The 15,207-nt window shown below is 66.8% G+C and carries 18 protein-coding genes and 1 tRNA gene; 3 read left to right on the top strand and 16 right to left on the bottom strand.

Translation table 11 applies throughout. The features are described from left to right. Positions 1–27: 27 nt before the first annotated feature. Together ACGFIV_RS24150 and ACGFIV_RS24155 are read right to left on the bottom strand one after the other, a co-directional pair. On the bottom strand, positions 28–705 hold the full coding sequence (locus ACGFIV_RS24150) for a DUF2993 domain-containing protein (protein WP_358545746.1): 678 nt from the start codon (positions 703–705) through the stop codon (positions 28–30). 108 nt (positions 706–813) lie between these two features. Continuing rightward, positions 814–1,071, bottom strand: a complete 258-nt coding sequence (locus tag ACGFIV_RS24155; RefSeq protein ID WP_358545743.1) for a MoaD/ThiS family protein — start codon at positions 1,069–1,071, stop codon at positions 814–816. A 293-nt stretch (positions 1,072–1,364) separates the two neighbouring features. Between ACGFIV_RS24155 and ACGFIV_RS24160 the strand changes: the two genes are divergently transcribed. After that, entirely contained in the window at positions 1,365–2,084 is a 720-nt protein-coding gene (locus ACGFIV_RS24160; RefSeq protein ID WP_358545740.1) for a response regulator transcription factor, read from the top strand. Positions 2,085–2,168: 84 nt separating this feature from the next. On the opposite strand, the gene ACGFIV_RS24165 is transcribed toward ACGFIV_RS24160, so the two are convergent. Next, complete coding sequence (locus tag ACGFIV_RS24165; protein ID WP_392837767.1) at positions 2,169–3,881, bottom strand: bifunctional metallophosphatase/5'-nucleotidase; 1,713 nt, start codon at positions 3,879–3,881, stop codon at positions 2,169–2,171. 100 nt (positions 3,882–3,981) lie between these two features. Here ACGFIV_RS24165 and mshD point away from each other — a divergent pair, with 100 nt between their 5' ends. Continuing rightward, entirely contained in the window at positions 3,982–4,911 is a 930-nt protein-coding gene (gene mshD / locus ACGFIV_RS24170; protein WP_358552641.1) for a mycothiol synthase, read from the top strand. Between the two features lie 134 nt (positions 4,912–5,045). On the opposite strand, the gene ACGFIV_RS24175 is transcribed toward mshD, so the two are convergent. The 3 genes from ACGFIV_RS24175 to dcd form a co-directional block, all read right to left on the bottom strand. Then, a complete protein-coding gene (locus ACGFIV_RS24175) occupies positions 5,046–6,044 on the bottom strand; it encodes an inorganic phosphate transporter (protein WP_358552643.1) in 999 nt (332 codons plus the stop codon). Continuing rightward, on the bottom strand, positions 6,045–6,662 hold the full coding sequence (locus ACGFIV_RS24180) for a DUF47 family protein (protein WP_358552645.1): 618 nt from the start codon (positions 6,660–6,662) through the stop codon (positions 6,045–6,047). 471 nt (positions 6,663–7,133) lie between these two features. Next, positions 7,134–7,709: a dCTP deaminase gene (dcd, locus tag ACGFIV_RS24185; RefSeq protein ID WP_358552647.1), complete on the bottom strand. Its 576-nt coding sequence runs from the start codon at positions 7,707–7,709 to the stop codon at positions 7,134–7,136. Positions 7,710–7,872: 163 nt separating this feature from the next. Between dcd and ACGFIV_RS24190 the strand changes: the two genes are divergently transcribed. Then, positions 7,873–7,946: transfer RNA gene (locus tag ACGFIV_RS24190), tRNA-Gly, on the top strand. A gap of 80 nt (positions 7,947–8,026) precedes the next feature. On the opposite strand, the gene ACGFIV_RS24195 is transcribed toward ACGFIV_RS24190, so the two are convergent. The 10 genes from ACGFIV_RS24195 to ACGFIV_RS24240 form a co-directional block, all read right to left on the bottom strand. Continuing rightward, entirely contained in the window at positions 8,027–9,166 is a 1,140-nt protein-coding gene (locus ACGFIV_RS24195; protein WP_358552649.1) for a tyrosine-type recombinase/integrase, read from the bottom strand. 47 nt (positions 9,167–9,213) lie between these two features. Beyond that, positions 9,214–9,453, bottom strand: a complete 240-nt coding sequence (locus tag ACGFIV_RS24200; RefSeq protein ID WP_358552651.1) for a helix-turn-helix domain-containing protein — start codon at positions 9,451–9,453, stop codon at positions 9,214–9,216. Then, positions 9,450–11,066, bottom strand: coding sequence for a replication initiator (locus ACGFIV_RS24205; protein ID WP_358552710.1), 1,617 nt, complete (start codon positions 11,064–11,066; stop codon positions 9,450–9,452). The genes ACGFIV_RS24200 and ACGFIV_RS24205 overlap by 4 nt, the downstream gene beginning before the upstream one ends. Before the next feature lie 38 nt (positions 11,067–11,104). Continuing rightward, positions 11,105–11,254, bottom strand: a complete 150-nt coding sequence (locus ACGFIV_RS24210; RefSeq protein WP_358552653.1) for a hypothetical protein — start codon at positions 11,252–11,254, stop codon at positions 11,105–11,107. After that, the gene (locus tag ACGFIV_RS24215; protein ID WP_392837772.1) at positions 11,254–12,675 is read right to left on the bottom strand and encodes an FtsK/SpoIIIE domain-containing protein; all 1,422 of its coding nucleotides are present in this window, start codon (positions 12,673–12,675) and stop codon (positions 11,254–11,256) included. Before ACGFIV_RS24215 ends, ACGFIV_RS24210 begins: the two co-directional genes overlap by 1 nt. A gap of 86 nt (positions 12,676–12,761) precedes the next feature. Beyond that, complete coding sequence (locus ACGFIV_RS24220; RefSeq protein WP_358552657.1) at positions 12,762–13,073, bottom strand: hypothetical protein; 312 nt, start codon at positions 13,071–13,073, stop codon at positions 12,762–12,764. Continuing rightward, a complete protein-coding gene (locus tag ACGFIV_RS24225) occupies positions 13,070–13,345 on the bottom strand; it encodes a hypothetical protein (protein ID WP_358552659.1) in 276 nt (91 codons plus the stop codon). The genes ACGFIV_RS24220 and ACGFIV_RS24225 overlap by 4 nt, the downstream gene beginning before the upstream one ends. Beyond that, positions 13,345–13,767, bottom strand: coding sequence for a plasmid replication, integration and excision activator (locus ACGFIV_RS24230; protein ID WP_358552661.1), 423 nt, complete (start codon positions 13,765–13,767; stop codon positions 13,345–13,347). Before ACGFIV_RS24230 ends, ACGFIV_RS24225 begins: the two co-directional genes overlap by 1 nt. 114 nt (positions 13,768–13,881) lie before the next feature. Next, positions 13,882–14,613, bottom strand: a complete 732-nt coding sequence (locus tag ACGFIV_RS24235) for a GntR family transcriptional regulator (protein WP_358552663.1) — start codon at positions 14,611–14,613, stop codon at positions 13,882–13,884. 214 nt (positions 14,614–14,827) lie between these two features. Next, complete coding sequence (locus ACGFIV_RS24240) at positions 14,828–15,118, bottom strand: hypothetical protein (protein ID WP_358552665.1); 291 nt, start codon at positions 15,116–15,118, stop codon at positions 14,828–14,830. Between the last annotated feature and the right edge of the window lie 89 nt (positions 15,119–15,207).

The raw sequence follows: 15,207 nt of genomic DNA on the forward strand, positions 1-15,207 counted from the left end.
TCATGACGTACGGCGGCGGGATCCGGTTCAGCCACGCAGCGGCACGTCCGTCGCGGTGCCGTCGACCGCCAGCCCCTCGGGGGTGGTGCGCACCTTTTCGATCTTGAGGTTGAGCGGCAGGTCCTTGATGGGCACGGTGAAGCTGAGGGCCCGGCTGGCGTTCGGCACCTGGATGCCGTTGACGTTCTCGGGGGTCAGCCGCACGCCGCCCTTGACGACCTCGATCTTCATCTTCGCCGTGACGGGGATGGTGATGCCGGCCACCGTGAGCTTGCCCGTGACGTTCAGGGTGTCGTCGCCGTTGCCCTGCACCTTGAGCCCGCGCGGCGCGCGGGCGTCCAGGGTCTGCCGCGAGATCACCACCGTGCCCGTGACCCTCTCGGCGCGGATGTCGGCCGTGGCGGCGTTCTGGATCAGGTCCATGAGCGGGGCGTTCACCCCGTGCAGGACCGCGTCGATACGCGAGATCTTCGCGCCGTCGGGCGTCGTCATCGGCCCCATCGCGACGCTGATCTCCTCGTAGCGGCCGGAGATCGCCTGGGTGAGGAAGGGGATGCCGCGCACCTCGACCTTGGGCGGAGTGTCCAGGTCGTACTGCGCCGCCACCTGGCGCGAGACCTCGCTCTGCACGCCGGCCACGGCCACGCGGTCGACGACGACCAGGAGGACACCGAGCAGGATGAGGAACACGATCAGCTTGCGCATCCGACTCCTTCGGGGGGTACAGCCTGTGATGACAGTATCCGCGCCGCCCTACTCCCCCGGGCGATACCACCGAAACGCGTGTCAAGCAGGCATTCAGCGAGAGCCCGCTCAGCCTCCGGCGAAGGGCGGGAGCACCTCCACGGTGGCGCCCTGCGGGATCTCGACCGTGTGGGGGTCGCGCATGCCCGCCGGGTTCCCGTTCACGAGAAAGGAAGAACGTCCGAGAACGCGCGCCAGGTCCGAATTCTCATACTTTAGTGTGATTTCCGCCACGAGATCACCAAGAGTAACCGCCTCGAACGGCTCCTCGGCGACTCCCGCCGCCTCCTTGGCCGCCGCCCAGTAGCGCACCGTACCCCTTGTCATCAGCCACCTCCGTCGTCTACTCATGAGTACCGCACAAGTGTCAGTCACGCACGGCGAGGGAATGGTTACGGTTATTTCCCGCGTGATGGACCGTTCACCTGAATGACGCACTATGGACGCGCCTTTCCTGTGGGCTATCCTCACGTACTGACGGGACCTGGGCGATGTAGCCCCCGGGTCCTTTACGTGTTTGTACGGCTGGCGCCGTCACAACGCGGGGAGGAGGCGGATGCGGTGCGTGAGCGAAGCTGTGTCGCCTCACCCCCCGGTCAGCCTCTGGATTAGGAGGTGCTGTGAGTAACCTGCTCCTGCTCACCAATGCTCTGGAGCCCTCAGCGGAGGTGCTGCCCGCACTCGGGCTGCTGCTCCACTCGGTTCGGGTCGCTCCCGCGGAGGCGTCCGCGCTCATCGACGCACCACCGGCCGACGCCGTGCTGGTGGACGCGCGAAGGGAGCTCGTGCACGCCAAGAGCCTCTGCCGCCTTCTTCGCACCACCGGCGTCGACTGCCCGCTGATGGTGATCGTCACCGAAGGCGGCCTGGCCGCGATGACCGCCGAGTGGGGAGCCGACGACGTTCTCCTCGACACGGCGGGTCCTGCGGAGGTCGAGGCCCGGCTCAGGCTCGCCGTCGGCAGGCTCTCGATCGCCGCCACCGAGGAGGTGCCGGACGAGATCCGCAGCGGCGATCTCTCGATCGACGAGGCCACCTACACCGCGCGGCTCCGCACTCGCGCCCTTGACCTGACCTTCAAGGAGTTCGAGCTTCTCAAGTACCTCGCGCAGCACCCGGGCCGGGTCTTCACCCGCGCGCAGCTGCTGCAGGAGGTCTGGGGATACGACTACTTCGGCGGCACCCGCACCGTCGACGTGCACGTGCGCCGGCTGCGCGCCAAGCTGGGCGCCGAGTACGAGTCCCTGATCGGCACCGTCCGCAACGTGGGGTACCGCTTCGTGCCCGACCGCGGCGGCGAGCAGATCGAGGACCGCGAGCCGGCCCCCGCCCACCACTGAGCCCCTACGAGAAGGGGCTCGCTCCCCCGACCAGCGCGGAGGAGCGAACCCCTTGTCTTTCAGGTTGCCTTCAGGTGATGTCGCCTAGCCGGCGACCGTGATGCGGTTGACGGTCGGCGGGGCGATCGGCGAGTGCGCGCCCAGGTAGGCGACGAACGCGTCGATGTCCAGCGGCCCGCTCCACAGGTTGGTGCCGTCCTTGAAGACGCTGAAGCCGTCTCCGCCACCGACGAGGAAGTTGTTGGCGGCGACCCTGATCTGCTGGGCGTCCGTGACCGGAGTCCCGTTGATCTTGATGGCGGAGATCCGCGAGCCGATCGGCTGCGTCCGGTCCATCGTGTAGGTCAGCGAGGCCGACGGCTGCAGGATGCGCACGATCGAGCCGCCGCTCTGCCACTGCTGCTCCAGCAGGGCGTCGAGCTGGGCGCCGGTCAGCGTCACGACCTGCATGAGGTTGTTGAACGGCTGCACGGTGAAGGCCTCGCCGTACGTCACGACGCCGTCGCCCTCAGAGCCGCTCTGGGCGTAGGTGAGGTCGGTGCGGACACCGCCGGGGTTCATCAGCGCGATCTCGGCGTTGCCGCCCGTCTTCGTGCTCTCCAGCTGGGCGTCGGCGATCAGGTCGCCGAGCGCGGTCTCGCCGGACGGCCCGGCCGCCCGTCCGATGTCAGCCGTGATCTTGCCGAGCGGCTTGTTGGCCACCGTCGAGACCCGGTCCTTCCAGGTCTGGACGAACGTCGTGATGTCCGGGTCCGGCGTGACGTCGCGGGTGACCACGTGGTTGTCGGCGACGACCGAGGAGCGGACGACCTCGCCCGTCTTCTTGTCCACCTGGAAGTCGATCGAGGTCAGCACGCGGCCGAACGACGAGCCCTGGGTGTAGAAGCGGTCCTGACCTGAGGGGTCCTTGGTCTTGCAGATGTAGGCCTGGTGCGAGTGGCCCATGACGACCAGGTCGACGTCCGAGCTGAGGCCCTGGGCGATGCGGGTGCCCGCGCCCGGGGTGACCGGGCAGGCGTCCGGGCTCTGGTTCGGGGTGATCTGGTCGCCCTCGTGGACCAGGGCCACGATCGCCTTGACGCCCGCGAGCCGCAGGAGCCTGGCCGCCCGGTTGCCCGCGGCGACCTCCTCGTCGAACTTCAGACCGGCGATGCCGGAGGCGGTCACGATCGTGGGGGTGGTCTGCGTGACCAGGCCGATGAAGCCGACCTTGACGCCGTTGACCTTCTTGATGGCCACGGGCGGGAGCGCGTACCGGTCGCTGTTCTCCTTGAGAACGTTGGCCGCGAGGTACTCGTACTTGGCGCCCTTCCACTTCCCGGCCGGGGAACAGCCGTCGACGGGGTGGCAGCCGCCGTTCTGGATGCGCTTGAGCTCGGTGAGACCCTCGTCGAACTCGTGGTTGCCCACCGAGGAGACGTCAAGGCCGAGCTTGCCGAGCAGCTCGACGGTCGGCTCGTCGTGGTAGGCGGCGGAGATCAGCGGTGAGGCGCCGATCAGGTCACCGGCCGCCACGACGGCGGTGTTCTTGTTGACCAGCGACTTCAGGTGGGTGGCCAGGTAGGCGGCGCCACCGGCGGGCACGGAGGTCCCGCTCTCGTTGACGATCGCGCCACTCGAACCCGTCGGAGGCTCCAGGTTGCCGTGGAAGTCGTTGATGGAGACGAGCCGTACGGGCACCGTCACGGGAGGCTTGGGAGGTTTCGGGTGCGCGGACGCGGGCGCGGCGGCGATGGCGAGGCCGGTGGCCGCCACCATGCCGGCGACCGCGATCCGCGTGAACGATCGTGAGCTCATAACCCACGAGGTTAGAGACGTAACCTCAGCATAAAACGGCGCAGAGGTAACGATTTACCCCATAAGTTCCTGGCGTTTTCTGCCAGACTAGGCTTCCACCATGAGCGAGCGCGTGGACATCCGGCACCGGCTGGGCGACCAGGAGATGACAGCGGTATCCTCCCTGGTCGACGCGGCCACCGAAGCAGACTCGGTGCGGCCCCTCAACGAACACGTCATGCTCCACCTGCGCTACGGCGGCGCCCCCGGTGCGAAGGCCATTCTGCTCTACGAGGATGACACGCTGGCGGGCTTCGCGCACGTCGACCCGGCCGACGAGATCGAGGGGCCGAGCGGCGAGCTGGTCGTGCGTCCGTCCCACCGCGGGCGCGGCCTCGGGCGGCGGCTGGTGGAGGCGGCCCTCGCCGAGAGCGGCGGGCGGCTGCGCCTGTGGGCGCACGGCGACCGCCAGGAGGCCGCCCGGCTGGCCGCCTCCACGGGCTTCGCCCGGGTGCGGTCCCTCTGGCAGATGCGCCGCTCACTGCTCGAACCGCTTCCGGCCGCGAAGCTCCCCGAGGGGGTACGGCTGCGCGCGTTCGAGCCCGGTGCCGACGAGGAGGCCTGGCTCGCCCTGAACGCGCGCGCGTTCGCCCACCACCCCGAGCAGGGCTCCTGGACCATGGACGACCTCCGGCTCCGCGAGCGGGAGCCGTGGTTCGACCCGGCCGGTTTCTTCCTGGCCGTCCGGCCGGGGGAGAACGGCTCGAAGCTCGCGGGCTTCCACTGGACCAAGGTGCACGGCGACGACGACCCCGACGCGCCCGACGGGCACGAGGCGATCGGCGAGGTGTACGTCGTGGGGGTCGACCCCTCCGAGCAGGGCAGCGGCCTCGGCCGGGTGCTCACCCTCGCCGGCCTGGAGCACCTGCGGTCACGCGGGCTCGCCCAGGTCATGCTCTACGTCGACGAGGACAACCCCTCGGCCATCCGCCTGTACGAGTCCCTCGGCTTCACCCAGTGGCACGTGGACGTCATGTACCGCCACGAGTGAGTCCGCCCGGGGTGTGTCAATTGACACACCCCGCCGCTGAGGAGACCGTCACTCTGTAAGCGCGCGCCCGCCGCCCTGGAAATCGTCAAGGAGTCGGGTGACAATCGGAGCGGCGGGCCTACTCCTCACTCCGCTTACTCCACGATCCAGTGGAGGAGGAAGTAGGACAGTGCGGCGACGAGAGCCGCGGCCGGGATCGTGAGAACCCACGCCGTGACGATGTTCCCCGCGACGCCCCACCGGACCGCCGACAGGCGCTTGGTCGCGCCGACGCCCATGATCGCGCTGGTGATCGTGTGGGTGGTGGAGATTGGCGCCTTGGCGGCGATGGCCATCGTGTACAGCACGACGGAGGCCGCCGTCTCCGCCGCGAACCCCTGCGCGGGGCTCAGGTGGATGATCCGCCGCCCCAGCGTCCGCATGATGCGCCAGCCACCCGAGTAGGTGCCCAGCGAGATCGCGGCCGCCGCGGCGAGGATGACCCACTGCGGGATCGGGTCCTTGGCCGCCACGTAGCCGCCGGTGTAGAGCGCCAGGAAGATGACGCCCATCGTCTTCTGGGCGTCCTGGAGGCCGTGGCCGAGCGCCATGGCCGCGGCCGACACCGTCTGGGCGTACCGGAAGTTCTTACCCGCCTTGTGGGGGTTCGCCCGCCGGAAGATCCAGAGAATCGCGATCATGATGAGGCCTCCCAGCAGGAAGCCGACGATCGGGGAGAGGACCATCGGGATGACGACCTTCTCCACCACTCCGCTCCAGTGGATCGTGCTGGAGGCGGCGAGAGCGGACCCCACCAGGCCGCCGATCAGCCCGTGGCTGCTCGACGAGGGCAGTCCGAAGTACCACGTGATGAGGTTCCATGTGATCGCGCCGATCAGGCCGGCGCCCACGATGACCAGGCCGTGAGAGCCCGTCGGCGGCTCGATGATGCCCGTGCCGACGGTCCTGGCCACCTCGGTGCTGATGTGCGCGCCGACGAAGTTCATGGCCGCGGCCATGAAGAGCGCGGCACGGGGGGTGAGAGCGCGGGTCGAGACCGAGGTCGCGATCGCGTTCGCGGCGTCGTGGAAGCCGTTGGTGTAGTCGAAGACCAGGGCTATGACGATGACGCCGATGACAAGTGCGAGCTCCACTTAGCTTTCCTTGACCGCGATCGACTCGATCGTGTTCGCCACGTGCTCGAAGGCGTCGGCGGCCATCTCAAGCTGGTCGATGACCTCCTTCATCTTCATGACGGTGAGAGCGTCGTACTCTCCGCCGAAGAGCTTGGCGAGCAGGCGTCGGTAGACCTGGTCGGCCTGGTTCTCCAGGCGATTGATCTCGATCCAGTACTCGTTGAGGTTGTTCATCGACCGGAGCCGGGGCATGGCCTCGGCGGTCAGCTCCGCCGCCCGCTCCAGCACCTCCACCTGGCGTACGACCTCCTTCGGAAGGTGGTCGATCTGGTAGAGGCCGATGAGATCGGCGGCGGCTTCCATGTAGTCCATCACGTCATCGAGATTCGACGCGAGACGGTAGATGTCCTCGCGGTCGAAGGGCGTGATGAAGCTCTCGTTGAGGCGGTTCATGATCGCGTGAGTACGCTCGTCGCCGGCGTGCTCGCAGGCACGCATCTTCTCGGCCAGGGCTTCCCTGTCCGAGCCGTCACTGATGATCTCCACCAGTAGCCGTGATGCGGTGACGAGGTTGTTCGCCGAGTCGGCGAACAAGTCGTAATAGCTGTCCTCACGAGGCGTGAGACGCAGGCGCACGTCGTTCTCCAGATGTGCGGGGACGGTCCGCAGAGAAGAGTAAGGGGTACCGGCTGAAATGCGAAGTTCGTGACATGCACTCCTGCTTGTAACCTTCCCTTCCCCTAGGCGCTGCCCTCCGTTCGTACGTTGACACCGGGGCATCGCGAACTGCGCGACGTATGTTCCCGGTCTGACAGCTGCGTGGCCTGACCCGGACACCGACGCCCGCCTTAAGCCACACATTTCACAACAAACCACGCGAGCGCTCTTGCGACCCGGCGGCCTCGGCACCCCCCGAACCAAGCATCACCCTCCAGTGGCACCCACGACCACCAGACCACGCCTCCCCCGGGTGAAGACGCACCCACCGACGGCCGAGCCCGGCGGGCACCGGCTCACCGTACGCCCTCGCCAAAGACCCGCCCGTGCCAGGGTCTCCCCCGAATGCCGACCCACCCCTCGGACACACGTGCCGGCCGCGGCCGGCGATCACATCTGCGTGCGGTGGAAGTTGAGGAAGGACCGGCTCGGGGTCGGACCCCGCTGCCCCTGGTACCGCGAGCCGTACTTGGCGCTCCCATAGGGATGCTGGGCCGGAGAGCTGAGCCGGAACATGCACAGCTGCCCGATCTTCATCCCCGGCCACAGCTTGATCGGCAGCGTGGCGACGTTCGAGAGCTCCAGGGTGACATGCCCCTCGAAGCCAGGATCGATGAAGCCTGCCGTCGAGTGCGTGAGCAGCCCGAGCCGCCCGAGGCTCGACTTGCCCTCCAGCCTGCCGGCGATGTCGTCCGGGAGGCCGATCACCTCATACGTGGAGGCCAGGACGAACTCCCCCGGGTGCAGTATGAACGGCTCATCTCCCTCGGGCTCCACGAGCCGGGTCAACTCGGGCTGCTCCACCGCCGGATCGATGTGGGGATACCGGTGGTTCTCGAATACCCGGAAGTACCGATCGAGCCTCACATCGACACTCGACGGCTGGATCATCTCTCCATCAAACGGGTCGATCTTGACCCTCTTCAACTCGATCTCGGCGCAGATGTCACGATCGGATAGCAGCACCTCAGCAACCTACCAACGCGGCACCCGCGACGAGGGACCTCTCGCCCACGGCACCAGCCGCCCTCTCCCCTCCGCCCGCACATCGATCACGTGGACTTCACCAGGAGGAGGTGACACGCCCGAAGTTCCGCTAGAGTAGGTCCGTCGTCAGTCACTGATCGACGCGGGTGTAGTTCAATGGCAGAACATCAGCTTCCCAAGCTGACAGCGCGGGTTCGATTCCCGTCACCCGCTCCAACCACGAAGGCCCAGGTCAGGAAGTGTTTTCCGACCCGGGCCTTGATTGTTTCTCCGGCCTTTTCGATCTTCCGTGCCCGTTACGTGCCCGATGCGTTGTGATCTTCGGTAGGGAACGCCTCGGCGACGAGCTTCCCCATGCTGTCGGCGATCGCCCGGTCCCGCTCACCCTCCGCATGCAGATAGATCAACGCGGCCCGCGTGGTCGAGTGCCCCATGCGATTCATCAACTCCCGGAGCGTCGCCCCCGACTGTGAAGCGAACTTGTTCCCCGTGTGACGAAGATCGTGGAAATGGAAGCCGGAAAGCCCCGCGGCCATGAGCGCCTTGGCCCACGTCCGGCTGAACGTCGGCCGGCGAAGCATCGCCCCCTTCGCGCCCACGAAGACGAACGCTTCCTCATCCGAACCGGTGTGATTTGCCAGGTGCGCCCGAAGCTCTACGTTCACCACCTCGGGCAGCGTGACCGTACGCAGGCCAGCCGCGGACTTGGGCGGCCCGATGGTCACCGACCCATCCTTTAGTTCGGTGGTCGACGCAACGACCCGCACCGTTCGGGCTTCCAGGTCGACATGCTTCCGCCGGAGCGCCGCCAGCTCACCCCAACGCAGACTGCCGAACGTCGCCACCAGAACCAGCGCCCGGAACCTCGAATCTATGGCGTCGGCCAAGATGAAGACCTGTTCCATGGTCAGCGTGGGTCGCTCGGGTGATTCCTCCTTGCCGCCGCTCTTGATCTGACACGGATTGACCTTGACTATCTGGTCCTCTATGGCCGTGTTGAAAATGGCCTTGAGCAGCCGATACGCCTTCGCCACGGTCACCGGCCCGGTACCAGCGTCCAACAGCGTCTTCCGCCACTTTCGTACGTGCGCCGCTTTGACCTCGTTCGTGGCCTGATTGCCGAAAGTCGGGACCAGGTGAATACGGAACAGGCCCTCGTAGAGCTGGACCGTCTTGGGTCGCAGGCCCGGACGTTCGTTGATCCAGTCCGAGCCGTATTGCTTGAACTCCACCTTGCCGAGGTCCGGATTCGTCCAGTCCCCCGAGGAGATCTCGACTTCCTTCCGGGTCAACCACACATCGGCATCCCGCTTGGTGGCGAAGGTGTCGGGCGCCGCCCGGTCGACTTCATCCGGTCCCTTGTACCGAGCCTGCCACCGCCCCGAGGGCAGTTGCCGAACCCGCCCGAACCGTCGCTTGACCGGCTTCCGCTTCACCGACCGCCGAGGCTCACTCTCAGGCGCGGGTGATACGTCCTCCGCCATTACGCGGCCCTCCCACGTTGCACAGTGATGGGCTCGACAACACCGGCCGCGATGAACGCCTCCAGCGCAGACTCAGGGATACGGACGTTCCGCCCGATGTGCACGAACGTGATCCGTCGCTCCTCGATCAGGCGACGGGGAAAGCGAACCGAGGTGTTCAGCCGTTCGGCCGCTTCCTTAACCGTGAGCAATCGATCTTCGGCCGTCTCCGAGAGATCGTGTCTGGCCTTACTGGTCATGCTGCCCTCCCGGTCGTGTCGGTTGCCGAAAGTTCTTGTCCGTCTGCTCTGGCCTGGAGTTGTTGCATTGCCGCGCGCCAGCGTTGGCGTTCGGCGACCGAGCGCAACAGGCGGTGAGCGAGCGGAGGCACGTTGGCGTCCCCGTTGGGGACGGGGCGCCAGATGTACCGGTCAGGGTCGGGCGCCTGGTCGCCGTCGAGGCCGAGAGCGTCGAGGACCCAAGCGCGACGGTCTTGCTTGTGTTCGGTCAGGGTCTTGTTCGACCACTTACGGGAGACCAGGACGCGTCGGCCCGCGTAGCCGAGGTGTTCGGGCTTGTGGGCTTTGCCCTTGCAGCCGCCTGGCCGCATCCCTGCTTTGGCGCTCTTGGGCTGGATGCCGTAGCGGAGCCAGTTCGGGCAGATGGGAGAGCACGGCTCAAATCGGAGCGCTTCGGCCATCCGCGCGGCGTGGTCCAGTTGCGTGGGGTTGTCGGGATCGAGTGTCTCGCCGATGGATTTGGTGAGGTACTTGGACAGGTAGCGGATGCACTGGTCGGCGTCCGGGGTGCCGGCCAGTACGCCCTGGACATCGACCTGGGTACCGAAGCGGACGACATGCAGTGGTTGGGCATCCTCGTCGGTGCCGAGGTGGTCGAGTGCTTGATCCCAAGTGGGCAGGATCTCCCCGGTCACCGGGTCGAGGTAGTCGCCCGCCCGCTGGTCGGCATCACGGGCGTTGTCGTCCCGTTCGACCCATACGGGCAGGTGTTCGGCCTCGAAGACGACTCGGTCGGCCTTGGGCCACCACACCTGGTGGTAGGTGGCAGCGGCGATGGCTTTGATCTCCGCGCGTGGCATGGTGCCCCGTACGGCCATGTGCAGGTGAGGAGCCAGCCGTTTCTGAGGTTCGACGCTGGCGAAGTACTGGACGTCATAGCCGGCCACGCGGCGAAGGTTCTGGACGAACCGGTCGACCAGCTTGGAGAAGTGCAGCGCGTCCCGAGCGGCACGACGGTAGTCGTAGGTTTCGGGGTCGATCGGTGCGCCGTTGTTCACCCGCCCGTAGGAGGGAAGGGTGAGTGTGACGAACAGCGACGGTCGGTAGATCTTGCCGTCCGAGGCGGTGAACGTCCGGCCCAGGGTGGTGTTCCGCTTGGCTCGCTTGGGCAGGTCGGGAGCATCCTGCCGCCGCCGGGTCGACCTGTTGCGCTTGGGAGCGATACGGCCGAGGACGCTCCCTCGCATTCCCGCTGTGTTGATCTCCTGGTCGAGTTCGGCGATTGCTGCGTCCAGGTGCTCGACCGGTTCGCCGGCCGTTGCCGCCTGGTCGCGTTGGGCTTGGACATCGGCGCGGAAGCCGACTAGCCACCGCTGATCTGCATCGGGCTCATCAGGCACGATCGTGGGTTCGTGCTCCAAGTGCCAACCCTCGCGGCATTGGGCCATCCGCAGATGCCGGTTCCGCTTGGCGCATGAGGGGCATTTGCTGGCCAGGGTCGCCCCGCACGGCACATCGATGATCTCTGTCTTACCGGTCGCGGTGTCGATGCGCCGGAGCGGAACGGGACGGATGCACACTCCGTGCTGGACGGCTACCGCCTCGACCACGTCACGGGCCAGGGGTTGAGCCATGCGCACTGCACGAGGCGTCCTACGGTCGAGGGGTCCGGTCACGCAGCCTCCCCGGATTCGGGGACACAGATGGCGGTCTGGCCGCATTCACGGCACTCGACCAGGCCGCGTACCGGGTCCAGCCACAGCATGTTGAGCGCGCGGCACATCGAGCAGCGCAGCCCGTCGAGGAAGTGTCCGAGCGTCATCACACGCCGCCCCGGGCAAATGCGCGGGACATAGCGCGGATGTCGGAGTCGGAGACGTAGGCCGCGCGGACTCTGACGGGGGCGGGGTTGGTTTCCAATCGGACGTATCCGATGCCGGCGCCGCGCGTGTAGTCGGGTGAGATCTGATCGGCCAGCGCGCCCCAGTCGCGGGCACCGTCGCCTAACACCATGTCGACCTGTTCGGACTCATCGAGCCGGAGCGCGATCTTGTCGGGGAACAGGTTGCGAATGTTCATGACCTCCTTGCGCGGGTCCTGGAGTGCCGCCATCACGCCGACGCCGACCGCGCGACCTTGCGTGGTCAAGGTGGCAAGGGCACTGGTGATGCGCTGGCGAAGGCCCTTGTCGGACTGGTAGGCGGTCAGGAACGCCACCTCGTCAACGACCACCAGGACGAACGGATCCTCCGTGGTGGGCATGTGTGAGCGCTGATGGCCGGCGAACCGATCGGCCCGTTCCTGCATCACCTTCACGGCCGCTTCGAGCAGGTCGGCACACTCGGCCGGGGTTGAGGCGTACCGGGGGCCGAATAGCGCCCGTCCGAACGACAGCTCCATTCGTTTTGGGTCGAGCGCCCAGATCTCCACCAGCCCGGCTCGGACCGCCGGTAGCAGACCGCGGATTGTCGACCACAGGAACGAGCCCTTGCCGGCCCCGGTCGCCCCGGCGATGAGGACATGTGTTCCGTGGACCTTGAGCCGGTACGGGGCGCCGTCTTCTTGGGTGCCGATCTCGACCGGCCCGACCGTCGCCGTCTCAGGGACAGGTACGGCCGGTATCGGCACGGCCAGCGGATCACGACGCGGGAAGGTCAGCGTCAGCCGCCCGGCACGCTGGACAGCCACCCGGCACGAGGCCGAGCCGAAGCCGTGCGCCAGGTGCTCGGTGCGGTCGGCCCAGTCTTTGACCGCCTGCCCGGAGAGCATTCTCACAGTGACCCGGTCGGCCCAGGAGTCGCACTCGACCCGCACCAGCCGAGGCAGGTAGTCGCGTCCCTTGAGGTGGCGACCGAGCCCGGAGACGATCATCACGGGTTGCCAGTGCCGCCGGTAGACCCAGATACGACGCCAGAAGGCCAGTAATCGCCAGGCGACGCACCGAGCGAACGAGACCCGGTCAACGGTCAGCCAGCCCGCCAAACCGGATGCCACGACAGCGAGCATGACGACGACCGGCAGCCAGCCGACCAGACGCCAGAGCGCGACCAGGACCGCGACCGAGGACACGGCGACGGGATGAACCAGCGCCAGACGGAACAGGCCGGCCAGGCAGCGCCAGGCGAAGATGACGATGGTAATGATCGCGGGAGTCTGGACGACCGCAGGCCGGAACACGATCGCGGTGTCAGGGGTGGTGGAGACGAGATTGCGTGCCTCATCCCCGGGGAGTCGCTTGAACATAAGCTTGGTGCCTCTCGTGATGTTGGAGTCAGGGGAGAACCCAGGGGCCGCCGGAAGTTGCCGCTTCCAGCGGCCCCGCCTGAAGGTCAGGCCGCCGTCTCGGAGGTGTCGGTCTGGTCGAGATGCGCCGCGTATAGCCGCTCGCAGTCAGCGAGGTACCGGGCAGCGGCCTGGAACAGTTCACGGGCGACGGTGACGTCCTGCTCGGTGACCGGACCGGCGCCCGTGGTCGAGATCGAGACATCCCCTTCCGCCGCCCCGAAGGACAGGAGTGGGCGCGTGTCGCCGAGCGTCGCGGTGTAGATGCGCAGCTCTCCGGTGTAGAAGGCCACGCCCACCCGAGGCGCCCGGTCGGGACCGACGCTCACCGTGATGTAGGTGTAGGGATCAGGGGTCATGCCCACGCTCCCCCGCCGTTGGGAGCGGTGTGGAACATCCGCTCGACCGACGCCGCGAAGTCGTGCGCCTCGCTGGCGAGCTGGCGGGCGAAGTCGACGTCCGAGGCGGTCACGTGGTCGTTGGCCGAGGTGGTGACCAGGACCGAGGTGGCGCCGAAGTCCAGCATGAGGACGGGCGTCCGCAACGGGTAGGGGTGGTTGCCCGCCTTGGCGCCGTTGCCGGTGTTGAGGTTGATGATGCTGGTCGGGCGGGTCCTGCGGTGTCGCGACATCAGATGTTCTCCTTACCGTTGGGCTGAGTGGTGGTCTTGGGCGTACCGGCCCGCAGGCTGCGCATCTCGCGTACCCGGATCGAGTAGGCCAGTCGTCCGTTCGCATTGACGTACGGGGTGACGGACATGCCGTCGAACTCCACCGGGGTGAAGGGCAGGCCAGCCATCGGGGACGGGGGAACCGGCTGGACCGGGGAGAGGATCTTGACGGCCACGGTCTTCTGAGCGGGCTTGAGGGTCGGGTCGGCGTCCATCACCGCGACCTGCCAGACCAGTTCGCTGGTCTGCTTGTCGCGTGCCTGGACGAACCGCCCGTTGGTCGAGGCGTCGAAGTCCTTGACCTTCTCGACCTCGCCCACGATGTAGCAGCCGTGCGGGAAGACCATGTCGAAGGTGACGGGGATGGGACCTTGCAAAGCCATGCGAAGCACTCCCTTGCTTGGATGACAGGCACTTAACCTGTCAACTCACTAGAGCATAAAGAAAGCCCGCTTGATAGGTCAAGTGCCTAAGCGGGCTCTCTCGGAGAAATCGGCTCAACTGATCGGATAGGCGTCCTCCAACTCATGACGATCGGCAGGAAGCAGCACGTCGACCACGGCCAGGGCATGGCCGGCGGCATCACGAAGCGAGGCGAACACCACCAGCAGCGGCACGTTCTTGGGCATGCCCAACTGCTTTGCCTCATCAGAGGTGGGCATCCGGGCAAGGATCTGCTCGACGACGTGATCGAACCGGACGCCCTTACGCGCCTCGATGTGCTCACGCAACCCTTGAGGCAGCGGCTCAGCGCTGGTCAGATCGGTTCCCTCCGACAAGTCCAAGGGCAGCCAGACCGAGACGACCTCTGACGGCTCACCCTCATGGGAGACAACGCGACGACGCAGGAACACCTTGCTCTTGGGCTTGACGCCGAGCAGGACCGCCACACGGTTAGGCGCTGCCACCGCGCCCACGTCGAGCACCTCGCCCGGAGAGCTGGTCTCCGGGTTGGTCATGTACGCCTGGCCCGACCGTGGTTGTTCGACTGTCGACAGCATCGGACGGCCGCGAACGAAACGGCCCTTGCCTTGCTGAGAGTCGATCCAGCCCTGTTCCCTCAGCATCCGTAGGGCCGCCACCACCGTGGGACGGGAGACGCCGAACTCTTGGATCAGTTGGTTCTCACTGGGCAGCAGTGAACCGGGCGGATAGGTTCCCGCCTCGATGCGCCGTTGAAGTGTCTGCACAAGTTGTGCGTACTTCGGCGGCACGGATTCTAACGACATCACGACCGTCCATCACCCGACAGGTTGTTTTACCAAGCTGAGCGTAACCCGGACCGATTCGCCTGTCACGCGAACGCACCCCACCAGACCGGACGGGAGGCACTGCCAATCAGCGGTCGAACAATTGGAAGGCGCGACGAGACAGGAGGCGGGCCCCTCGCCAGGCCCGAACCCTGGGAAGAGCGCCTGTCTCGCCGCGCCGGCTCTTGGTGGGCTACCGGTGCAGGTAGTCGGCCAGCGCTTGCGCCGCCCCTGCCACGTCGTTGACCGGATGCCGCTTCTCGGCGGACTGCCAGGAGTAGTACACCCCGCCGTATCCGACGAAGACCCACACCGGGAGACCGTTGTCCGGGCGATGCACCATGAGCGCGCTCATGTTGTCCCGCAGTTCGGCCCGCACTCCCAGCCCGGTCAGTTGATCGCGGAGCCGTAGCAGCTTGGCTCCCTCGTCGGGTACCGGTGGGTTCATGTCACCACCCATCGCCTTCAGGATGATCGAGTTCATGCCGCGTCCTTTCCGACCCGGCCCGAGCCGAGACAGTCGAGACAGTCGCGTTCCTCACGAGGGTGGCCGTCGCTGTCATTGGTCCTGAT

This window comes from Sphaerisporangium sp. NPDC049003, assembly GCF_043197795.1.
Lineage (GTDB): Bacteria > Actinomycetota > Actinomycetes > Streptosporangiales > Streptosporangiaceae > Sphaerisporangium.